General features: G+C 33.4%; 22 protein-coding genes and 1 tRNA gene. 14 read left to right on the top strand and 9 right to left on the bottom strand.

The features are described from left to right. Position 1: 1 nt before the first annotated feature. Positions 2-280: a SelT/SelW/SelH family protein gene (locus tag BWZ22_RS06650; RefSeq protein ID WP_076698828.1), complete on the top strand. Its 279-nt coding sequence runs from the start codon at positions 2-4 to the stop codon at positions 278-280. A gap of 75 nt (positions 281-355) precedes the next feature. Beyond that, the gene (locus BWZ22_RS06645; RefSeq protein WP_371326824.1) at positions 356-1,480 is read left to right on the top strand and encodes an aminopeptidase C; all 1,125 of its coding nucleotides are present in this window, start codon (positions 356-358) and stop codon (positions 1,478-1,480) included. Positions 1,481-1,510: 30 nt separating this feature from the next. Here the strand turns inward: BWZ22_RS06645 and BWZ22_RS06640 are convergent, their stop codons facing one another. Together BWZ22_RS06640 and rbfA are read right to left on the bottom strand one after the other, a co-directional pair. Continuing rightward, positions 1,511-2,725, bottom strand: coding sequence for an ABC transporter permease (locus BWZ22_RS06640; protein ID WP_076698825.1), 1,215 nt, complete (start codon positions 2,723-2,725; stop codon positions 1,511-1,513). Then, on the bottom strand, positions 2,726-3,121 hold the full coding sequence (gene rbfA / locus BWZ22_RS06635) for a 30S ribosome-binding factor RbfA (RefSeq protein ID WP_076698823.1): 396 nt from the start codon (positions 3,119-3,121) through the stop codon (positions 2,726-2,728). An 80-nt stretch (positions 3,122-3,201) separates the two neighbouring features. Between rbfA and mce the strand changes: the two genes are divergently transcribed. From mce to BWZ22_RS06615, 4 genes are all read left to right on the top strand, one after another. Continuing rightward, positions 3,202-3,606, top strand: coding sequence for a methylmalonyl-CoA epimerase (gene mce, locus BWZ22_RS06630; protein WP_076698822.1), 405 nt, complete (start codon positions 3,202-3,204; stop codon positions 3,604-3,606). A 50-nt stretch (positions 3,607-3,656) separates the two neighbouring features. Then, positions 3,657-3,730, top strand: a tRNA-Ile gene (locus tag BWZ22_RS06625). 146 nt (positions 3,731-3,876) lie between these two features. Beyond that, positions 3,877-4,599 (top strand): DNA/RNA non-specific endonuclease, encoded by a 723-nt coding sequence (locus BWZ22_RS06620; RefSeq protein WP_076698820.1) that lies wholly within the window; start codon positions 3,877-3,879, stop codon positions 4,597-4,599. A 348-nt stretch (positions 4,600-4,947) separates the two neighbouring features. After that, positions 4,948-5,151, top strand: coding sequence for a PID-CTERM protein-sorting domain-containing protein (locus tag BWZ22_RS06615; RefSeq protein ID WP_076698819.1), 204 nt, complete (start codon positions 4,948-4,950; stop codon positions 5,149-5,151). A 3-nt stretch (positions 5,152-5,154) separates the two neighbouring features. On the opposite strand, the gene BWZ22_RS06610 is transcribed toward BWZ22_RS06615, so the two are convergent. Next, a complete protein-coding gene (locus BWZ22_RS06610) occupies positions 5,155-5,745 on the bottom strand; it encodes a riboflavin synthase (RefSeq protein ID WP_076698817.1) in 591 nt (196 codons plus the stop codon). A gap of 65 nt (positions 5,746-5,810) precedes the next feature. Here BWZ22_RS06610 and pdxA point away from each other — a divergent pair, with 65 nt between their 5' ends. The 8 genes from pdxA to BWZ22_RS06575 all read left to right on the top strand — a co-directional run bounded on the left by pdxA (position 5,811) and on the right by BWZ22_RS06575 (position 11,676). Then, positions 5,811-6,851 carry a 4-hydroxythreonine-4-phosphate dehydrogenase PdxA gene (gene pdxA, locus BWZ22_RS06605; RefSeq protein ID WP_076698816.1) on the top strand — a complete coding sequence of 347 codons (1,041 nt, stop codon included), beginning with the start codon at positions 5,811-5,813 and terminating at the stop codon, positions 6,849-6,851. A gap of 80 nt (positions 6,852-6,931) precedes the next feature. Then, positions 6,932-7,474, top strand: a complete 543-nt coding sequence (locus BWZ22_RS06600; RefSeq protein WP_076698814.1) for a DUF177 domain-containing protein — start codon at positions 6,932-6,934, stop codon at positions 7,472-7,474. Between the two features lie 8 nt (positions 7,475-7,482). Then, positions 7,483-7,683, top strand: coding sequence for a 50S ribosomal protein L32 (rpmF, locus tag BWZ22_RS06595; RefSeq protein ID WP_076698813.1), 201 nt, complete (start codon positions 7,483-7,485; stop codon positions 7,681-7,683). Positions 7,684-7,859: 176 nt separating this feature from the next. After that, positions 7,860-8,852 carry a beta-ketoacyl-ACP synthase III gene (locus BWZ22_RS06590; RefSeq protein ID WP_076698811.1) on the top strand — a complete coding sequence of 331 codons (993 nt, stop codon included), beginning with the start codon at positions 7,860-7,862 and terminating at the stop codon, positions 8,850-8,852. A 36-nt stretch (positions 8,853-8,888) separates the two neighbouring features. Then, on the top strand, positions 8,889-9,374 hold the full coding sequence (accB, locus tag BWZ22_RS06585; protein WP_076698810.1) for an acetyl-CoA carboxylase biotin carboxyl carrier protein: 486 nt from the start codon (positions 8,889-8,891) through the stop codon (positions 9,372-9,374). 85 nt (positions 9,375-9,459) lie between these two features. After that, positions 9,460-10,818 carry an acetyl-CoA carboxylase biotin carboxylase subunit gene (gene accC / locus BWZ22_RS06580; RefSeq protein WP_076702346.1) on the top strand — a complete coding sequence of 453 codons (1,359 nt, stop codon included), beginning with the start codon at positions 9,460-9,462 and terminating at the stop codon, positions 10,816-10,818. Between the two features lie 193 nt (positions 10,819-11,011). After that, positions 11,012-11,152: a hypothetical protein gene (locus BWZ22_RS16745; protein WP_198027658.1), complete on the top strand. Its 141-nt coding sequence runs from the start codon at positions 11,012-11,014 to the stop codon at positions 11,150-11,152. Between the two features lie 74 nt (positions 11,153-11,226). Further along, positions 11,227-11,676 carry a 3-oxoacyl-ACP synthase gene (locus BWZ22_RS06575; RefSeq protein WP_076698808.1) on the top strand — a complete coding sequence of 150 codons (450 nt, stop codon included), beginning with the start codon at positions 11,227-11,229 and terminating at the stop codon, positions 11,674-11,676. On the opposite strand, the gene BWZ22_RS06570 is transcribed toward BWZ22_RS06575, so the two are convergent. The 6 genes from BWZ22_RS06570 to BWZ22_RS06545 all read right to left on the bottom strand — a co-directional run bounded on the left by BWZ22_RS06570 (position 11,677) and on the right by BWZ22_RS06545 (position 21,159). Next, positions 11,677-12,585, bottom strand: coding sequence for an ABC transporter ATP-binding protein (locus BWZ22_RS06570; RefSeq protein ID WP_076698807.1), 909 nt, complete (start codon positions 12,583-12,585; stop codon positions 11,677-11,679). It abuts the gene before it with no gap. A 59-nt stretch (positions 12,586-12,644) separates the two neighbouring features. After that, positions 12,645-14,090, bottom strand: coding sequence for a TolC family protein (locus tag BWZ22_RS06565; protein ID WP_076698805.1), 1,446 nt, complete (start codon positions 14,088-14,090; stop codon positions 12,645-12,647). Next, positions 14,083-17,331 (bottom strand): efflux RND transporter permease subunit, encoded by a 3,249-nt coding sequence (locus tag BWZ22_RS06560; RefSeq protein WP_076698804.1) that lies wholly within the window; start codon positions 17,329-17,331, stop codon positions 14,083-14,085. Before BWZ22_RS06560 ends, BWZ22_RS06565 begins: the two co-directional genes overlap by 8 nt. Positions 17,332-17,351: 20 nt before the next feature. Further along, positions 17,352-18,437 carry an efflux RND transporter periplasmic adaptor subunit gene (locus BWZ22_RS06555; RefSeq protein ID WP_076698802.1) on the bottom strand — a complete coding sequence of 362 codons (1,086 nt, stop codon included), beginning with the start codon at positions 18,435-18,437 and terminating at the stop codon, positions 17,352-17,354. 126 nt (positions 18,438-18,563) lie between these two features. Continuing rightward, positions 18,564-18,956: a hypothetical protein gene (locus tag BWZ22_RS06550; RefSeq protein WP_076698801.1), complete on the bottom strand. Its 393-nt coding sequence runs from the start codon at positions 18,954-18,956 to the stop codon at positions 18,564-18,566. A gap of 79 nt (positions 18,957-19,035) precedes the next feature. Further along, positions 19,036-21,159 (bottom strand): prolyl oligopeptidase family protein, encoded by a 2,124-nt coding sequence (locus tag BWZ22_RS06545; RefSeq protein WP_076698799.1) that lies wholly within the window; start codon positions 21,157-21,159, stop codon positions 19,036-19,038. Positions 21,160-21,176 lie beyond the last annotated feature (17 nt).

The raw sequence follows: 21,176 nt of genomic DNA, 5'->3' as shown, positions 1-21,176 counted from the left end.
TATGAAAAATCATATTAAAATTATTTACTGTACACAATGTAAATGGCTATTAAGAGCCACTTGGATGTCGCAAGAATTACTCACTACATTTAGTGAGGATATTGATGCCTTAACTTTAGTTCCAGGAACTGGTGGTATTTTTGAAATTTATGCCAATGATGTAAAAATTTGGTCTCGTAAAGAAATGAATGGTTTCCCTGAAATTAAAACGCTAAAAATAAAAGTAAGAGATGTTATAGCGCCAGATAAAAATTTGGGACACACAGAACGCCATAAATAATTAGTGTAAGTAAAAGCATTTTTTAACTTAGCAGTTACTTTAAAATATTCTTATACATTAACACCATTTACCATGATAAAACAGACTTTTTTGTTGCTGGGAATTTTAGTTTCCGTTTTTACGCTTCAAGCCCAAGAACCGTACCAATTCACTACGGTAATAGATTTACAAACTACACCAGTAATAAGTCAAGGAAGAACGGGCACTTGTTGGAGTTTTTCTAGTACATCGTTTTTAGAATCTGAAATTATTAGGCTAACCGGAAAGCAAATTAATTTATCTGAAATGTACACCGTAAGAAACACCTATCCTGAAAAGGCAAAGAATTTTGTAATGAGACAAGGAAAGGCGCAATTTAGTGAAGGCGGATTAGCGCATGATGTATTAAACTCTGTGGCAGCATATGGTTTAGTACCAAACAGTGTTTTTAGTGGTTTGTTTGAGAATGAAACCAATCATAACCACGCAGAACTTGTTGCGGTATTACGAAGTATGGTAGAAACTTACGCCAATAATCCTGGGAAAAAATTAAGCAAAAAATGGGATGATGCTATTGATGCTGTATTATCTGTTTATCTTGGTAGTAACCCAGAAACGTTTCAATATAAAGGAAAGACTTATACACCAAAGTCTTTTTTAGAGATGACCACTTTAAATCCTTCAGATTATGTTAACATAACATCGTTTACACATAAGCCGTTTTACACAAATTTTATTTTAAATATTCCTGATAATTGGAGCAATGGTAGTTTTTATAATGTGCCATTAAACGAGTTTATACAAACTATTGATAATGCCTTAGAAAATGGTTTTACAGTTGGTTTAGATTGCGATGTTAGTGAGCGCACATTTTCTTCAAAATATGGAGTAGCTGTTATTCCGCAGCAAACTGAAAATAACCAAAAAGCTTTGGAGGGCATTTACCCAGAAAAAAGTATAACGCAAGCTTACAGACAGGATGAATTTGAAAATTTCACCACTACCGATGATCATTTAATGCATATTACGGGTATGTTAAAAGATCAAAACGGTACTAAATACTATAAGGTAAAAAATAGTTGGGGTACTGATGCCAATAGAAATGCTAACGGTGGTTATGTTTATTTTAGCGAAAGTTATATGCGCTTAAAAGCCATTAGTATTACGGTTCATAAAGACGCTGTTTCTAAAAAGCTTGCAGCTAAACTGCATATTAATTAAGAAACCGTTTTTGTGGCAACTTGTGCACCATTAAATATTTTTAATTAGGGATTTGGTTATTCTTGCCGAAGCAATTTTTGATGCTACTATACCTAAAACAGAAATGGTTAAAAACACCAAAAAGAGGTTAATCATTTTTATTTTTACTGGATACGGAAGCGTAGGCGTAATATAAATTTTAAGAAAATCTGGACCGTAAATTTGGTTGCTTATAAGTATTAAGCCCAAAACTACACCAATAAAACCGCCAACAATACTCATTAAACTGCCTTGATAGAAAAATATTTTTCTAACATCTTTTAAATGAATTCCCATGTTAAATAACGTGTTTAAACTTTGCTTTTTGTCTAACATCATCATAATAAGTGAGCCTATTACATTAAAAAATGCAATGATTAAAACCAGTGTAAAAATGAGGTAAACAGCAAGATATTCTGTGTTTAACATTTTGTAAAGCGCATCATTTAGTTGGGCTCTATTTTTAACAACTACTTTATCTCCTAAAACGTTTTTTATGTTTTGTTTTGTTGCTTCTATATCTGCACCTTCTTTTAGTTTAAACTCTAAAGCAGAGATTTGATTGGGCTTATAATTAAGCAATTTTTTAGCTAAATCTATTGAGGTATAAATGTAGTTATCGTTTAATTTTTCATTAATATAAAACACACCAACATTAACAGATCTAACGGTATTAAAAGCATTACTTGTAGAGGTAATTTGTTTTTTTCCTGGTTTAGGCACATAAATATCTATTGGTTTTGTAAAATCTAAAACACCAACAGATAGGTTATTTGCTATACCCCAACCAACAACTATTTGATTAGATTTTTGATCTAACCAACTACCATAGTCTATTTCAGACTCAATATTAACCACTTTTTGAAAATGTTCATCAACTCCTTTTATGGTAGCCAAAGTCTTTTTTTCATCAGAAGTTATTAATACACGCTCTTCAATAATTTTAGAATAAAGTGCAATGTTTTCTAAGTTGTTGAGTTTAGAAATGTCTTCATCTGTAAGTATAAACGATTTGCCAGATGCTACTTCGGCTTTTAAATCGGGGTCAACAATGCTAGAAAATTCTAAGGTAAAATCTTTTAAACCAGCAAAACCAGAAAGTACTACAAATAAAGAAGCAGAGCCTAAAATAACTCCAATAAGTGCAATATAGGTTATAAAATTTATAGCATTATTAGAGCTCTTAGAGCGTAAGTAACGTTTTGCTATATATAAGGATACATTCAATTAAGACTTGTTTCTTTTATCAAGTAAATCTGGGTTTTTTAATGGGTTATCTAACCCTTTTAAAGAACGCTCAATATTATCAATGTATTCTAAAGAATCATCAATAAAAAAATCTAGAGTAGGCATTCTTCTAAGTTGGTTTTTGGTACGTTGTGCCAATTCATGTCTTATTGCTGGTGTATTTGTTTTAATGCCTTCAATAAGTTCTTGGGCTTTATCATTAGGAAAAATGCTTAAATACACTTTAGCTACAGACAAATCTACAGTAACTGATACTTTAGTAACTGAAATGAGTACACCTTTTAAACCTCCATCTGTAGCGGCTCTTTGTAGTACATCTACCAAATCACGTTGTAAAACCGATGCTATTTTTTTTTGTCTTTGACTCTCTTCCATAATGCAAAAGTAACGGATATTTTATAGATAATCATGTTTTTTGATTTACAAATTTTGTACCTTTCTATGAAAGAAGAATAATGAATAAAATTGAACACATAGGAATTGCTGTTAAAAGCTTAAAAACATCTAATAAATTGTTTTCCAAACTATTTGGTGAATTACATTATAAGATAGAATCTGTTGAGAGCGAAGGTGTAAAAACAGCTTTTTTTAAGGTAGGAGAAAATAAAATAGAATTATTAGAAGCCACAAACCCCAATAGTCCAATTGCAAAATTTATTGAAAAAAAAGGAGAAGGTATTCATCATATTGCTTTTGATGTTGATGATATTGAAGCCGAAATTAAACGCTTAAAAGAAGAGGATTTTATTGTTTTAAATGAAACTCCTAAAAAAGGAGCCGATAATAAACTAGTAGCTTTTTTACACCCAAAAAGCACCAATGGGGTGTTAATAGAGCTGTGTCAAAATATAAAGGATTAATTTTTCTTGCTAGGAAATAAAAATAATAGTAATATTGCACTCCAATTTCGGGTCCTATAACTCAGTTGGTTAGAGTATCTGACTCATAATCAGAAAGTCCCTGGTTCGAGCCCAGGTGGGACCACCTCTTAAAGCCTAAATTACAAATGTAGTTTGGGCTTTTTTTGTGTTTAATTTTTTCAAAAAAATAAGTGGGGCTACTTATTTTATATAAAAATTAAAGTCTTTAACTTGAATGCTTACAATAATTTAAAGATAAATAACTTTAAAATGGATCATTCAAATTTAAAAAGAGAGACTCGATATGGTTTACCAGAAGCAGATCAAATTCTTTATAACAGGCATTATGTTTTAGGATATTCCTATTATTTTCGGCAAGCTAAATGGGCGCTTGAGATTGTAGACCCCAACTTCACTAATGTTGAACGAAAAGATTATTTTCGGTCTGACTATAGAATACCAGAAAAGTTTAGAGCAGATAAAGAAGTTTATGAAAATTCTGGCTTTAACAGAGGTCACCTAGTTGCTAGTGCAAACCAAATTGAGACTGCAATTCAAAATAGTGAAACCTTTTTATTGTCTAACATGTGTCCGCAAGATCCAGAATTTAATAGTGGTATATGGAAAAGGCTAGAAGATGCCGTAAGGTTTTTAGATAGTGATAAAAAGGTATTTGAAACCTATGTAATTTCCGGACCATTATTTTATTTTGATCAAGAAGTTGTTATGATAGGAGATGATGATCCAAACATTAAAGTTTCGCTACCTATTTCGCATGCTTTTTTTAAATCTGTTCTTACAGAAAGAAATACAGGCACTATTTATATGTGGTCTTTTATTATTCCTAATAAAAAATCAAATGAACCATTAGAAAATTTTTTAGTTGAAACATCAAAAGTAGAGAAACTTTCAGGGTTGTTTTTATGGGAAACCTTAAAAGGAACTAAAATCATGAATCAGAAGAACAAAATAAAAAAGATGTGGAAGCTTTAGAATTCTATTTATTTAGAATATTAAAAAGCAAATTAGGCAAGTAGTAGTTTAAGTGTAAGGTAATAACTTTTTATTTTGTTTAAATATCTAATAATGCCTTGATAATCAAATTAAAAACTAAAAGATATTTCAAATCATTTTATATATATTTGCATTAAAGTTAAAAAAGAGGGGTTGCTTTTTAGTTTAGCTATAATTTTTTGATAATAATTACGTTTCTTTGTGTGTATAAGTGAGTCGAGTAAATGTTATTTCGTCGATGATTTTAAACACTTTGCAGATGTTTTTTTCATTAAAAAGAATAGTAATTGTTTATACAACTCAGTTTTTTTATACATTTGTTATTAAATGACAATACAAAATAAAAGAATATTTGCCTCAATCTTATTTGTATTAATAAGTTTTGTATGTGTTGCCCAAGGGCAACTACCGCCACCAGGGTTACCACCACCACCACCTGGTTTACCTATAGATGGAGGTGTTATTTTTGGTGTTGTAGTAGCTATATTCTACGGAGTTAGAAAAATTCTTGTTTTCAGGAAACTTAAATAGTAGTTAGTTATTCATACTAACCAATTTGGTTACGTATTTTCCCAGAACATCAAATTCTAAATTAACTATACTTCCTTCTTTAAAGGTGTTAAAGTTTGTGTGCTCATACGTATAAGGTATAATGGCTACACTAAAACTGTCTTTTTTAGAGTTTACAACTGTTAAACTAGTGCCATTTACCGTAATAGATCCTTTCTCTATTGTAAGGTTGTTTAAGGCAGAGTCATACTTAAAAGTAAAAAACCAACTACCATTTTCTTCTTTAATATTAGTACAAACCCCTGTTTGGTCTACATGACCTTGTACAATATGGCCATCAAGCCTATCGCCAAGTTTCATGGCACGCTCAAGGTTAACTTTATCATTTAGTTTTAATGTACCTAAATTACTTTTATCTAAAGTTTCTTTAATAGCTGTTACTGTATATTCATCTTTATCAATATCAACAACTGTTAAACAAACACCATTATGAGCAACACTTTGGTCTATTTTCAATTCAGGTGTAATATTGCTTTTTATTGTGATATGAAGATTAGAATTTTCTTCTTTTAGGTTAGATACAGTGCCTATATCTTCAATTATTCCCGTAAACATAATATTCTCTGTTTATTTGGTTAAATTTGCAAAATCAAAATTACAAACAAAAGTTGTCATTTTTAATGAAGAAAGAAGAAAATATAATAGTTGGAATATCAATAGGAGATTTAAATGGCATAGGCGGAGAAATTGTTTTAAAAACTTTTGAAGACGCCAGAATTTTAGAGCTATGTACACCTGTAATTTTTGCTTCTGCAAAAACAATGAACTTTTTTAAAAGTCATTTTAAGTCTAGTATTAATTTTCATAACATAAATAATGTAAATCAATTAGTACACGGAAAAGTTAATGTGTTTAATTGTTGGAATGAACCTGTGAAAATTAATTTTGGAAAAGAAGACTTAAAAATAGGTGAATATGCTATAAAATCTTTAAAAGCAGCCACAAAGTCTTTAAAAGAAGAAGAAATTGATGTTTTGGTTACAGCACCAATTAATAAACATAATATACAAGCCGATGATTTTAAATTTCCAGGGCATACAGATTATTTAGCCCTAGAGTTACAAGGCGAAAGTCTTATGTTTATGATAACAGAAAATTTAAGAGTTGGCTTGTTGACAGATCATGTACCTGTTAAAGACATCGTACAACATATCTCCGAAGAATTAATAGTTGGAAAAATTAATACTATTTATAAATCGCTTCAAAAAGATTTTAGAATTTCTAAACCCAAAATTGCAGTTTTAGGTATTAATCCGCACACAGGAGACAACGGTGTTATTGGTAATGAAGATGATGATGTATTGCGCCCAACGCTAAAAAAAATAAAAGAAGACGGTAAGTTGGTTTTTGGCCCGTATGCAGCAGATAGTTTCTTTGGCTCAAACAATTACAAAAACTTTGATGCTATTGTAGCAACATATCATGACCAAGGTTTAATACCATTTAAAACCCTTTCCTTTGGGCAGGGAGTTAATTTTACTGCAGGATTAAATAGAATAAGAACCTCTCCGGATCATGGTACAGCCTATGAAATTGCAGGAAAAGGACAAGCAGACGCTGGTTCATTTAAAGAAGCTGTTTTTGCAGCAATACAGATATACAAAAACAGATATGATTATGAACAACTTACAAGAAACCCGTTAAAAAAGGCTCAGAAATAGATATAAACAAAAAAATGTTTATAAGTAATGTTGTGTAATATAAAAATTCATATATTTGCAGGCTCAAAATAGATGTGATAATGAAGCCATTAAAAGACTTTATAATCCAATTTGTAGGATTAAAATTAGGAAAGCATCATTTTGAGTACAAAATTGAGCCGGCGTTCTTTGAATATTTTGAGTATAAAGAATTTAATGATGTTAATGTTGATGTAAACGTTCAGTTAGAAAAAAAATCAACATTACTTGAGTTAAAATTTAATGTCTCAGGATTTGTAAATGTTAATTGTGATATAACCAATGAACCCTATAACCAAGCTATAGAAAATGAGTTTGAGCTAGTAGTTAAATTTGGTGAAGAATACAATGACGAGTATGTTGACATATTAATAGTGCCACATGGTACATTTGAAATAAGTTTACAGCAATACATTTATGAGTTAATTGTACTAGCAGTACCAATTAAAAGAGTGCATCCAGGAGTAGAAGATGGAACATTAAACTCAGATATACTTGAAAAGTTAGAAGAATTAAGCCCAAAGCTTAATGAAGAAAAGAAAAAAGATGAGGAAATAGACCCTCGTTGGAATACATTAAAAAAACTATTAACGGATAATAAATAATATAGAAAATGGCACATCCTAAAAGAAAAATCTCTAAAACAAGAAGAGATAAAAGAAGAACACATTATAAAGCAACTGCGCCACAGATTGCTACTTGTCCAACAACAGGTGAAGCTCATTTATATCACAGAGCTCACTGGCATGAAGGAAAATTATATTACAGAGGTCAAGTTTTAATTGATAACTCAGAAGAAGAAAACTTAGCATAAATTTTATATGCGTACAGAATAAAACGCTCACTTGTGAGCGTTTTTTTTATGAAACACATTTAAATACAAAAACAAATTATTTGTGTGTTATTACGCCAAAATTTAGTAGTTTTCACCAAAATTTAGTTTTTTTTAGTTAAAATTTAGCGGTTTTTTAGTCAATTTAACTACACGTTATGAGTAAAACATCAGCGGCAATTACAGCTGTAGGGGCCTATGTGCCAGAGTATGTATTAACCAATCAAATTCTTGAAACAATGGTTGATACAAATGATGAATGGATAACCACAAGAACAGGAATAAAAGAGCGTAGAATTTTAAAAGAAGAAGGAAAAGGAACCTCTTTTTTAGCCATAAATGCCGCCAAAGATCTTATTAATAAAAAAGGTATAAATCCTAAGGATATTGAGTTGGTTATTGTTGCTACCGCAACACCAGATATGAAAGCCGCTTCTACAGCCGCTTTTACAGCATCAGAAATTGGAGCAGTAAATGCTTTTTCTTTTGATTTAGATGCTGCATGTTCTAGTTTTTTATTCGGAATGTCTGTTGCAGCAAAATATATTGAGTCTGGAACCTACAAAAATGTACTTTTAATTGGGGCAGATAAAATGTCATCAATGATTAATTATAAAGATAGAGCTACTTGTATTATATTTGGAGATGGCGCAGGAGCTGTTCTGTTTGAACCTAATAAAGAAGGCTTAGGTTTAAAAGACGAGTATTTAAGAAGCGACGGCACAGGCAGAGAGTTTTTACAAGCAACCTACGGCGGTTCTGTGAACCCAATAACTCACAAGGCCATAGATGAAGGGGCACATTACGCATTTCAAGAAGGAAGAACGGTATTTAAAAATGCCGTATTTAACATGGCAGACGCCACTGTGAAAATTTTAGAAAGAAATAATCTAACCAAAGAAAATGTAGATTGGTTGGTAGCACACCAAGCAAATAAGCGCATCATTGACGCCACAGCAAACAGAATAGAGTTAGAAGAAGAAAAAGTAATGATGAACATTCATAAGTACGGTAATACTACTTCTGCAACATTACCATTACTTTTAAATGATTATGAAAATCAACTTAAAAAAGGAGATAATTTAATATTTGCCGCTTTTGGTGGCGGATTTAATTGGGGGGCCATTTTTCTAAAATGGGCATATAATTAATTAAAGATACCTAACCAATAACTAATTAGTAAAATTATGGATATTAAAGAGATTCAAAACTTAATCAGGTTTGTTGCTAAGTCTGGCGCAAGCGAGGTTAAATTGGAAATGGACGACGTAAAAATCACCATAAAAACAGGTTCAGATACAGAAACAACTATTGTACAACAAGTTCCTGCAGCTCCGGTTCCACAAGTTGCTCAAGTGGCAGCACATCCTGTACCACAGGAACCTGCAGCGCCTGCAAAAGGTTCAGCTGCACCAGAAAATGATGATTCAAAATACATTACTATAAAATCACCAATTATTGGAACTTTCTACAGAAAACCTTCACCAGATAAACCATTCTTTGTAGAGGTAGGGCAAACCATAGCAGAAGGTGATGTGCTTTGTATAATTGAAGCCATGAAACTATTTAATGAAATTGAATCTGAAGTTTCTGGTAAAATAGTTAAAATTTTAGTTGACGATGCTACACCAGTAGAGTTTGATCAACCATTATTTTTAGTAGACCCTTCATAACCTATTAAAAATTCCAATCTACAAATCCAAAACCCCAATTATTTGGAATTTGGTGCTTGGAAATAGAATTTTTAAAACTAAAGTTATGTTTAAAAAAATATTAGTAGCCAACAGAGGTGAAATAGCATTACGTGTTATTAGAACCTGTAAAGAAATGGGCATTAAAACAGTAGCGGTATACTCAAAAGTTGATGAAGAAAGCTTACATGTTAAGTTTGCCGATGAAGCTGTTTGTATAGGGCCTGCACCAAGTAGTGAGTCTTACCTTAAAATGTCTAACATTATAGCAGCAGCAGAAATTACAAATGCGGATGCTATTCATCCAGGATATGGTTTCCTTTCAGAAAATGCTAAGTTTTCTAAAATTTGTGCAGAACATGGCATAAAATTTATTGGTGCATCGGCTGAAATGATTGACAAAATGGGAGACAAAGCCAACGCTAAAGCTACTATGAAAGCAGCAGGAGTACCGTGTGTTCCAGGAAGTGATGGTGTTATTGAATCTTATGAAGAATGTGAAAAACTTGCCGAAGAAATAGGGTATCCCGTAATGCTTAAAGCTTCTGCCGGTGGTGGAGGTAAAGGTATGCGTGGGGTTTTCAAAAAAGAAGATTTAAAAGACGCATGGGATTCTGCAAGACAAGAAAGTAAAGCTGCTTTTGGAAATGACGATATGTATATGGAAAAGCTTATTGAAGAGCCCAGACATATTGAAATTCAAATAGTTGGAGATTCTACAGGTAAAGCTTGTCATTTATCAGAAAGAGATTGCTCTGTACAACGTCGTCATCAAAAATTAACAGAAGAAGTACCGTCTCCTTTTATGACTAAAAAGCTTCGTAAAGAAATGGGAGAAGCAGCGGTACGTGCGGCAGAGTATATTAAATACGAAGGTGCCGGAACAGTAGAGTTTTTAGTTGATAAACACAGAAACTTCTACTTTATGGAAATGAACACGCGCATACAAGTAGAGCACCCAATTACAGAACAAGTAATTGATTTTGATTTAATTAGAGAGCAAATTTTAGTTGCTGCAGGTGTGCCAATTTCGGGTAAAAACTATATTCCAAAATTACATTCAATAGAATGTAGAATAAATGCAGAAGACCCTTTTAATGGTTTTAGGCCATCACCAGGTAAAATCACAACGCTTCACGCACCCGGAGGCCATGGAGTTAGATTAGATACACATGTGTATGCAGGGTATTCTATTCCTCCAAATTATGATTCTATGATAGCCAAATTAATTACTACGGCTCAAACTAGAGAAGAAGCTATTAATAAAATGAAGCGTGCTTTAGATGAGTTTGTAATAGAAGGCATAAAAACCACAATTCCTTTCCACAGACAACTTATGGATGATCCAGATTATTTAGCAGGTAATTATACCACTAAGTTTATGGAAGACTTTAAAATGAAAGAAGTTTCAGAAGAACATGAATAATTAAAAACTCCGAAAGCAATTTCGGAGTTTTTTTATGATGACTTTCTATCTCAATTATTTTTTATGTAAACCTGTTAATAAGAAGTAAGACCTATAGTGTTTTCAAAGTTTTAATTCTGTTTACCTAGTGATAAAAATCATATTTTTAACAATTTACGTAAGGTATATTTGAGTTTCAATTAAAACTAAAATTATGTTTGAAGGAAGCATTGCTCTTTATAATTGGACAAATGGTGTAATAATGATGATAGTTTTTGGACTTATTTGTATATCATTAGTTGCAGCATTAATAATTTTTATGAGTGGAGGTAAGAAAAAAGATAAAACGGATTAATAATCTACTTTTTTTAAATACACAAAGTATAATATTGTTTAGGTTTTGTATTAATTCTATTTTTAGAATTTATTATGAACATTAAACAACAATTATACAACTACTGCATTGAGTTTATTGAAAACAGATTTCAAACCATTGAAAGTACAATAAACGAAATACAAAATGCTCTAACAACTGAAACTAAAAGCACTGCAGGAGATAAACATGAAACGGGTAGGGCTATGTTGCAGTTAGAACGAGAAAAGGCAGGAAATCAATTATCTGAAGTTCAAAAAATAAAAGAGGCGCTTATTAGAATAAACACTAATAAATCATCAAACACAGTTAGTTTAGGCAGCGTTGTATACACATCAAATTTAAATTATTTTATTGCTATTAGCGCTGGAGAATTAAGGGTTGATAAAGAAATCTTTTATGCTATTTCACCCAGTACACCTATTGGGCAATTATTGCTAGGAAAAATGGTTGGAGATTCTGTAATGTTTAGAAATCAAAAGTTTATTATTGATAATATAATCTAGCTATATTAGTAAGGAAACTGTAATGTTCTTTTCTAATTCATGTTGGTGTTCAAAAAAAATGTTCTTCCCATTAAAATCAGCTTCTATTAAATAGAAGTTTCCTTTATAGTAAGATTGTTTAACTGTAGCTTTTAAATCTGATTTTTTAACTACTTTAATTTGATTGGCATAAATAATACCGTAAGGTTCAATGACATTAAATTCTCCAAAAAAAGAGGCAATTAAGGGTGTTTTAGGATTATTATATAATTGTTCTGGTGTGCCGCTAGCAATAATCTTTTTGTTGTTAATTACTATCATTTTGTCTGAAAAAGATATCGCATCATCTTTATCGTGGGTAGCAACAATACATGTTATATTTTTTTCTTTTAAGTATTTAAACAAACTTCTTCTTAACGACTGTTTTTTAAAGTTATCAATATGACTAAAAGGCTCGTCTAATAAAATAATTTCAGGTTGTTTAGCTATGGCTCTAGCAAGCGCTACACGCTGTTTTTGTCCGCCACTTAACAATTTTACTTTGGTATTTGCCAAATGAGTTAACTCTACTACTTCTAGTAATTCATTAACACGTTCTTGCTTTTCTTTGGGATAAAAATTAGAAAGAAAAGCGCCTATATTTTCAGCTACTGATGTGTATGGCATTAAATCAAACTCTTGGGCGACGTATTTCATAAAATCGTACCCAACAACCAAGTTGTAAGCAGGCCCTAGAATTTGTGTGTCTTTCCAAAAAATACGGCCTTTATTCAAGTTGTATTCACCATAAAGTAGCTTAATGAGTGTGCTTTTGCCTGAGCCACTTTCGCCAATGATGGATAGATGCTCACCAACTTTAACTTTAAAAGATATGTTTTTTAAAATTGGTGTTTTGTTATATGAAAAACTTAAATTGAGCACATTTAACATGGATGTAAAAATAGCATAAAAAAACCGCCCAAAATAAATTGAGCGGTTTGAAGTTTATATTAATTCCATCCCCCTCCCAAAGCTTGGTAAACTTTTACATTGGCCAATAACTGGTCTCGCTTGGTTTCTATAATTTCAATTTTAGCATCTAAAGCCTCTCTTTGTGTTAACAATACTTCAGTATATTCTGCCCGTGCAGACTTAAACAACTGTACAGACAAATCAATAGATTTTGTTAATGCTTCTACTTGGTTTTCTTGTAACTGATAGCTTTTTTCAAGCTTTTCAATATTCGACAATTCATTAGTAACCTCTATATACCCGTTCAGTATGGCTTTTTCGTATTCATAAACGGCTTGCAGCTGCCGGTTATTGGCATTGGCATACTGAGCTTTAATAGCATTCCTGTTAATTAAAGGCCCTACCAAATCGCCTGCCAGGTTATATAAAAGAGACTCTGGTGTTTCGGTTAAAAATTTAGTTTTAAAGGCTTCTAAACCTATACCCGCCGTAATACCTATTGATGGGAAAAAATTGGCCTTGGCTACCTTAACATCTAATTTTGAAGCCTCCAACTCGTACTCGGCCTGTTTAATATCTGGCCTGTTAGCTAATAATTGTGATGGAACACCAGCATGAAAAGCATCCATACGTTTTGTAATAAAACTATCTGAGTTTCTTGGTATATGCTGCGGATATCTTCCTACCAGAAAATTTATTAGGTTTTCGGTTTCAACAATTTGTTGCTGTATCTGGTATTTGTTGCTTTGATTCTTGTAGACCTCGGCTTCAAAACGGTTTACTGCCAATTGGGTAGCTCTAGCAGCTTGTTTTTGAAGCTTAATCATTTTTAAAGCATTCTGTTGAATTTCCAAGTTTTGCTCAATAATCTTCAGCTGGTTGTCTAAGGCCAAAAGTTCATAATAAGCACTTGCTATTTCTGCAACCAATTGAGTTACCATAAAATTTTTACCTTCAACAGAAGCCAAATATTCCAGTACGGCCGCTTTTTTCTCATTTCGAAGTTTTTTCCAAACATCGAGTTCCCATGAGGCCGAAAGCCCCATGGAAAAATTGCTTAAAGGCTCTGGGAATTCCTCGTTGTCCCGAACATTTAGGTTATGTTCAACGGCTCCGTTTCTAGTATATTCCCCTACTTTTTCAACCTCAGCACCTGCATAAAAATCTACAAAAGGTAAATATTCTCCTTTTTTGGCTTTTATGTTGTTCTTTGCCATATTAACCTTTTGCAACATAATGTTTAACTCTTGGTTATTGGCCAAAGCAGTATCAATTAGGGATATTAAATTGGAATCGGAGAAAAAATCTTTCCACGACACCAATGCTGTGTTAAGGCTGTCGTTCGTCAATTGTCCGTTGTATTGCTCGGGCATGGTTTTGTTAGCTTCCCTAACGTTTTTGGTAGGGACGCATGAAGATAACGAAACCATAGCCAAAAACCATAGCCAACACCATTTGTTAAGCAATGTGTTTGTATTATTCATTTTTGTTCGTTTTTCTTAATTTGTTTAATAATTTTCTAAGCTTACTGATGTTTTCGGTATTAATTTTTGTCTGGTCTTCAGCTTCTGCACGATGCATAAATTCTTCTGAAAGTGATTCGTCTGCTTCATCTCTAATAAGGCTTTTACCATCGGCCATTTTTGCAAAAACGTAGTACAGACCAGGAATGATCAATACCCCACCAATAGTACCAATCAACATACCGCCTAAAGACGAACCTCCTATGGTTTTGTTTCCTACAGCACCAGCACCCGTTGCAATAACCAATGGCACCAATCCAGCAATAAAGGCAAAGGACGTCATTAAAATAGGTCTAAAACGCGCTTTAGAACCTTCGATGGCAGCTTCTAAAATAGACGCCCCCTGCCTGTGTTTTTGCACTGCAAACTCTACAATCAATACTGCATTTTTACCCAACAAGCCCACAAGCATTATAATACCGATTTGGGCATAAACATCGTTGGACAATCCCATAACCTTCAATAAAACAAACGACCCAAAGACTCCTACAGGGAGCGATAAAATAACCGCTAAAGGCAGTAGGAAACTCTCGTATTGAGCGGCCAAAACAAAATACACAAACACTAAAACAACAATAAAAATGTATAAAGATTCATTTCCTCTATTGGCCTCGTCGTACGACAGACCTTCCCAAGCAATATCGTAGCCTCTTGGCAACTCTTTTGCTGCCACTTCCTTGATCGCATTAATAGCATCGCCACTGGTATAACCGCTGGCGGGCAATCCTCGTATTGAAGCCGAATTGTAAAGATTAAATCGGGTAATTTCATTGGGGCCCAATTTTTTCTTAATGGTCATAAAAGCAGAATAGGGCACCATTTCTCCTTCTTCGTTCTTAATAAAGAGCTTTTCTAAATCAGAAGGGAAACGTCTGTATTCGGGACTTGCTTGGGTATACACTTTAAAGAAGCGCCCAAAACGAATAAACCCTTGCTCATAAGTACTACCAATCAAGATATTGAGGTTTTCCATTGCTTTGCTTATGCTAACGCCCTTTTGCATAGCAATCTTGTTGTTTATCTTTAACTCATATTGCGGATAATTAGCAGAAAAGAACGTAAATAAACCTGTTAGCTCTTTACGTTTTGACAAAGCCTCCATAAAATCGTTATTGATTTTTTCAAACTGGTGGTAATCTGTTGAATTGGTTTTATCGAGCAAACGCAAGGCAAACCCACCAGAAGAACCAAAACCAGGAACAGCAGGCGGTTCAAAATATTCTATAATAGCCCCTAAATCTTTGGTTTCTTCTTCCAATTCTTCCATGATTTCATGAACAGAATGCTGGCGTTCGGACCATGGTTTTAGGTTAATTAAACAAGTTCCTGCGTTAGAGCCCCTACCTTCGGTCATGATTTCATACCCTGCCAAAGAAGATACCGATTCTACCCCTTCGGTTTCTTCACATATTTTTTGGAGTTTTTTGGCCACTTCATTGGTACGCTCTAAAGTAGCCCCTGGTGGGGTTTGGATTATAGCGTAGATCATGCCTTGGTCTTCATTAGGAATAAAACCTGCCGGTAAAAATTTATTAGTGAAAAATATGCCCGCACAGAAAGCGGCCAACGCTCCAAATGTTATTATCCTACGCGCTACAATTTTATTCAAAACCTTAACATATCTTCCGGTTAACTTTTCGAAACCACGGTTAAACCAATCTATGAACCTATCTATAGGTGATTTCCTTTTTTTGCCATGGTTATTTTTTAGCAACATGGCACAAAGCACCGGTGTTAGCGTTAAGGCCACAATAGCAGAAATAACTATAGAGCCCGCCATGGTTATGGAGAATTGTCTATAAAACACCCCAACCGGTCCTGTCATGAATGAAATAGGAATAAACACAGAAACCATTACCAATGTTATGGCAATAATGGCCCCTCCTATTTCCCCCAATACTTCTGAAGATGCCTTATAAGGAGAGAGGTGTTCTTCTTCCATCTTTACGTGAACAGCCTCGACTACCACAATGGCGTTATCTACCACAATACCAATAGCTAACACCAAGGCAAAAAGCGTAATTAAATTGATAGACAGCCCAAAAAGTTGCATGATAAAAAAGGCTCCTACCAAGGATACGGGGACGGCTATAATAGGAATTAGTGTAGACCTCCAATCGCCTAAAAACAAAAAGACTACAATGGCAACAAGAATGAAAGCATCACGAAGTGTATGCAGTACCTGGTCTATAGAAGCATCTAAGAATTTGGAAACATCATAACTTATTTGAAAATCTACACCTGGTGGTAAATCTTGTTTTAATTCTTCTAATTTTGCTTTTACCGCTTCAATAACGTCTTTACCGTTACTTCCAAAGGTTTGCTTTAAAACAATTGAGGCCGACGGTTTGCCATCTAAGTTAGAATAGATGTCAAAAAACTCGCTTCCTAACTCTACTTTAGCAATATCTTTTAATCTTATTGTTTCTCCTTCCTTATTGGCTCTAATAATAATATTTTCGTATTGCTCTGGTTCATTGTACCGGTTTTGATAAGTCAGCACATATTCTAAAGCTTGAGACGCTATACCAGAGCTACGCCCCAAACGTCCAGGTCTGGCCAAAATACTTTGTTCTTCCATAGCTTCGAGAACCTCCTCGGCAGAAATATTGTAAGCGCGCATACGATCGGGTTTTAACCAAACACGCATGGCATACTTTCTACTTCCCAAAATTTTGGCACTGGCAATACCGTTTATACGCTGAATTTCTGGGATTATCTTGGTGTAAGCATAGTTGTAAAGGAACTTTTCGTCATTGTTCTTATCCTTGCTGGATAGGTTAACATACATCAACATACTGGGCTGAACGGGCGTAATAATAACCCCTTCGCGTTGCACCAACTCTGGCAATAGTGGCATGACTTGGTCGACACGGGTTTTTACCCGAACTACCGCTTGGTTGGGATCTGTGCCCGGTTCAAAAATAACCCTAACGGTTGCTTCTCCGGCACTGGTAGCATCAGTAGCAATGTACCGCATACCCTGTACACCATTTATAGCCGTTTCTAAAGGAATTAATGTAGAGTTAACTAAGACCTCTGAACTTGCCCCTGGGTAGGCTACAAATATATTTACCGTGGTTGGAGCTATTTGAGGAAATTGAGAGATAGGCAATTGTTTAATAGCAAGTCCCCCAATAAAAACTATTAATACTGAAATGACAATAGCCAGAACAGGTCTTTTTATAAATTTTTTAAACATAACTTTTGTAGATTTCTAAATTATTCTGTGTAAAGATCTAACTCAGATAATACTTTTTCAGGCTCCAAAAATTTGGTGTTAATCTTTTCGTTGTTTTTTACAACCCTAATGCCTTCCAGTAAAATGGTATCGTTTTCAGATAAACCTTTACTTATAATAAACAAGTGTGGCAATTCTGCTTCAACGGTAACTTCTCTTTGTTTCACCACATTGTTTTTGTCTATAACAAACACGTAAGTTTTATCTAAAATCTCAAAAGTTGTTTTTTGAGGGATAATAATAGCATCTTTGTAAGGTACTTTCATTAATACACTACCTGTTTCTCCATGTCGTAAAATTCCTTCTGGATTAGGAAAAGTGGCCCTAAAGGCTATGTTTCCTGTTTCGTTATTAAATTCTCCTTCTATGGTTTCAATAATTCCCTTATGGTTAAAGAGTTTATTGTTAGCCATTAAAAGTCCAACTTCCTTATTACCGTTATCTTTATCTTTACTCATAATGTAGTCTAGATATTCGGCCTCGGGAACATTAAAGTAAACCCACATTTTACTGTTGTCTGACAATGTGGTTAGTAATTCTCCTTCGTCTAGAAGACTTCCTTCCCTAGCTTCAAGGTGATCCATAATACCATTAAAAGGAGCCCTAATATTTGTAAAACTTAAATGGGTTTTAGCGGCATTAACTTCTGCAATAGCTTTTTCGTAATTGGCCTTTGCCAATGCCAATTCATTTTCTGAAACAACATTACCTTCTGCCAATAATTTAGTGTTCTTAAATTCAATTTCTGCAGCTTTAAGCTCTGCTTCGGCACTTTTTAGCTCAGCCTGGTAAACATTGGGCATAATTTGGAACATGGTTTGTCCTTTCTTTACGTACTGTCCTTCATCAACAGATACTTTTTGCAAATACCCTTTTTCTAAAGCTCTGAGTTCTATATGTTTTATAGAATGTATTTGGCAGACATAATCTTTTGTAATGGAAGTATCTTTTTTAATGGGACGGGATACTAGAAAGGCCGTCTCATCGTGTTTTTTTTCTTTTTTATCATGGCAACTTGTGGCAATAAAAAGCACAAGAATGCCTATGAAAAGGAAACTTTTTTTCATAATTATTTTAATTAAAATAGAGGTTAAAATGATTGTTTTAGTTTAGAGAGGACAAAGGATGCCCGTTAACTAACTAAATGGTTTTTTTAATATTTAAATTGGGATGGGTTACTTTTTAAAAAAAAATCAAATTATGAAAACCTGAAACCTAATATAAAGTTTGGTTGATGACTTGTCTTGATACTTTTTGCTATGACAAGTTATCTTTTTTTGAGATGGATATAACTCATTAAAAGAAATGAAGCCTAAAAAATAGGTAAAGAAGCTTTGAAGAGGTTGGTAATTTTTTGAAAATGATTCATCACCTTCTGCTTCATTAATTTCAATAGTTTCAAAAACTAAATGGTTTTCCTTTTTATGAGAAATTGGTTTTAAAGCAACAGGAGTATTATGTGTAGTTTTTGGAGCTGTAATACAAACACTAGTGTGTAAAAGGTCTGCAGAATTAGCGTTTACATTGCTAAACCCTAAGAACAGCAAAAGTAAAACCAATACGTATTTAAAAGTGTTTTTGCTCATAAACCAAGGCAAAACTAAAGTAATGTGTTTTTATTATCAAAAAAATTAGCTAAAAATTAACAGTATATGCGTTGTGAAATTATTTAGATATGTTCATGTTATAAAGTGTAAATCCAAAAATATCGGCGTATTGTTCAATAATTTTACTAACAGGTGTTCCTGCACCATGACCTGCATTGGTTTCAATTCTTATTAAAACGGGATTATTTCCTGCTTGTTTGCTTTGTAATTCTGCTGCAAATTTAAAACTATGCGCAGGTACTACACGGTCGTCATGATCTCCAGTGGTTATTAAAGTTGCAGGATATTTAGTGTCTGATTTCACATTATGTACAGGAGAATAGCCTTTTAAATATTCAAACATTTCTTTACTGTCTTCAGCAGTACCATAGTCGTATGCCCAACCTGCACCAGCAGTAAATGTATGGTATCGCAACATATCTAAAACACCAACAGCAGGTAACGCTACTTTTGCTAAATCTGGTCTTTGTGTCATAGTTGCACCTACTAAAAGTCCTCCGTTAGAGCCACCACGAATGGCTAAGTAATCTGAACTTGTGTACTTGTTTTGAATTAAATATTCGCCAGCAGCAATAAAATCATCAAAAACATTTTGTTTTTGCATTTTAGTACCGGCATCATGCCATTTTTTACCGTATTCGCCACCGCCTCGTAAATTAGGAACTGCGTAAATACCTCCTTGTTCCATCCAAACGGCCATAGCAATACTAAAACTTGGGTTTAAACTAACATTAAAACCGCCGTAACCGTAAAGGATTGTTGGGTTTTTTCCGTTTAACTCAATTCCTTTTTTATGAGTAATTATCATGGGTACTTTTGTGCCGTCTTTTGATGTGTAGAAAACTTGATTACTTTCGTAATCATCACTATTAAATTCAATAGCAGGTTTCCAATATAGTTCGGTTGTTCCTGTTTCTAAATTAAGTTTATATATACTAGATGGCGTATTGTAGTTTGTGAATGAAAAATAATCTATAGTTTCTTCTTTTTTGCTGCCAAAACCATTTGCTGTACCAACACCTGGTAATTTTATTTCTCTAATTAATTTACCATTATAATCATATTGTTTTACTTGAGAAATGGCATCAACCATATATTCTGCAATAAAATAGTTGCCAGAAGTTGAAACTGATAAAACGTTATTAGTTTCAGGAATAACATCTTCCCAATGTTCTGGTGTTGGGTTAGCAACATCAACTTTTACCAAGCGTTTGTTTGGTGCGTTTAAGTTTGTAACTAGGTATAGTGTTGAATCTTTAGTGTCAATTACAGATGTATTGCTATTAGTGTTATTTAAAACTGTAATTAGTGAACGGTTAGGTTTGGTTAAATCTTTGATATATAATTTGTTACCTGTTGTTGAAATTCTAGGGGTAATTATAAGGTATTTATCATCTTCTGTTACATTGGCATAAATATAACGATGTTTTTCATTGGGTGTGCCCCCATAAATAAGTTTGTCTTGTTTTTGTGGTGTGCCAAGTTTGTGGTAATAAACTTTATGCTGATCTGTTTTAGCCGAAAGCTCACTTCCTTTTGGTTTATCATAACTGGAGTAATAGAAGCCTTCGTTTTTATACCATGAAATTTTGGAGAACTTTACATCAACCAAGGTGTCTTCAATAATTTCTTTGGTTTCAGTATCCATTATAATTATTTTTCGCCAATCGCTGCCACCTTCAGAAATAGAGTATGCTAAAATACTACCGTCTTTAGAAAAACTTAAATCTCCTAGAGAAATGGTGCCATCTTTAGAAAAGCTATTAGGGTCTAAAAAAACTTCTTCTTTGCCATTTTTATTGGTTCTGTAAAGTACATTTTGGTTTTGTAAACCATTATTTTTTGAAAAATATGTGTAATTACCTTCTTTAAAAGGAGCGCCTACTTTCTCATAATTCCAAAGTTTTTCAAGGCGTTCTTTTATATCTTTTCTAAACGGAATCTTTTCTAAATAGTCAAAAGTTACTTTGTTTTGTGCTTTAACCCAAGCAGCAGTTTCTTCACTCATATCATCTTCTAACCAACGGTAAGGGTCTTTTACCGTTATACCAAAATAGGTATCTGCGGTGTCAACAGTTTTGGTTTCTGGGTAATTCACTGAAATTAATTTTTTAATTGATGTTTCATTTTTACAAGCTACAAACAAGGATAAACTAAGGGTAATGACTAAAATATTTTTCATTGATTGAATTTTTAGTT

It is taken from the genome of Seonamhaeicola sp. S2-3, from assembly GCF_001971785.1.
Taxonomy (GTDB): Bacteria; Bacteroidota; Bacteroidia; order Flavobacteriales; family Flavobacteriaceae; genus Seonamhaeicola.
This window is presented reverse-complemented; position numbering and strand designations above follow the sequence as displayed.

Coding starts and splice junctions, on each gene's coding strand:
- accC (WP_076702346.1), top strand. CDS start 9,460: ATGTTTAAAAAAATATTAGTAGCCAACAGAGGTGAAATAGCATTACGT.
- BWZ22_RS06650 (WP_076698828.1), top strand. CDS start 2: ATGAAAAATCATATTAAAATTATTTACTGTACACAATGTAAATGGCTA.
- BWZ22_RS06555 (WP_076698802.1), bottom strand. CDS start 18,437: ATGAAAAAAAGTTTCCTTTTCATAGGCATTCTTGTGCTTTTTATTGCC.
- BWZ22_RS06565 (WP_076698805.1), bottom strand. CDS start 14,090: ATGAATAATACAAACACATTGCTTAACAAATGGTGTTGGCTATGGTTT.
- BWZ22_RS16745 (WP_198027658.1), top strand. CDS start 11,012: ATGTTTGAAGGAAGCATTGCTCTTTATAATTGGACAAATGGTGTAATA.
- BWZ22_RS06590 (WP_076698811.1), top strand. CDS start 7,860: ATGAGTAAAACATCAGCGGCAATTACAGCTGTAGGGGCCTATGTGCCA.
- BWZ22_RS06575 (WP_076698808.1), top strand. CDS start 11,227: ATGAACATTAAACAACAATTATACAACTACTGCATTGAGTTTATTGAA.
- BWZ22_RS06560 (WP_076698804.1), bottom strand. CDS start 17,331: ATGTTTAAAAAATTTATAAAAAGACCTGTTCTGGCTATTGTCATTTCA.
- BWZ22_RS06550 (WP_076698801.1), bottom strand. CDS start 18,956: ATGAGCAAAAACACTTTTAAATACGTATTGGTTTTACTTTTGCTGTTC.
- BWZ22_RS06610 (WP_076698817.1), bottom strand. CDS start 5,745: ATGTTTACGGGAATAATTGAAGATATAGGCACTGTATCTAACCTAAAA.
- BWZ22_RS06620 (WP_076698820.1), top strand. CDS start 3,877: ATGGATCATTCAAATTTAAAAAGAGAGACTCGATATGGTTTACCAGAA.
- pdxA (WP_076698816.1), top strand. CDS start 5,811: ATGAAGAAAGAAGAAAATATAATAGTTGGAATATCAATAGGAGATTTA.
- rbfA (WP_076698823.1), bottom strand. CDS start 3,121: ATGGAAGAGAGTCAAAGACAAAAAAAAATAGCATCGGTTTTACAACGT.
- BWZ22_RS06615 (WP_076698819.1), top strand. CDS start 4,948: ATGACAATACAAAATAAAAGAATATTTGCCTCAATCTTATTTGTATTA.
- mce (WP_076698822.1), top strand. CDS start 3,202: ATGAATAAAATTGAACACATAGGAATTGCTGTTAAAAGCTTAAAAACA.
- BWZ22_RS06545 (WP_076698799.1), bottom strand. CDS start 21,159: ATGAAAAATATTTTAGTCATTACCCTTAGTTTATCCTTGTTTGTAGCT.
- BWZ22_RS06600 (WP_076698814.1), top strand. CDS start 6,932: ATGAAGCCATTAAAAGACTTTATAATCCAATTTGTAGGATTAAAATTA.
- accB (WP_076698810.1), top strand. CDS start 8,889: ATGGATATTAAAGAGATTCAAAACTTAATCAGGTTTGTTGCTAAGTCT.
- BWZ22_RS06570 (WP_076698807.1), bottom strand. CDS start 12,585: ATGTTAAATGTGCTCAATTTAAGTTTTTCATATAACAAAACACCAATT.
- rpmF (WP_076698813.1), top strand. CDS start 7,483: ATGGCACATCCTAAAAGAAAAATCTCTAAAACAAGAAGAGATAAAAGA.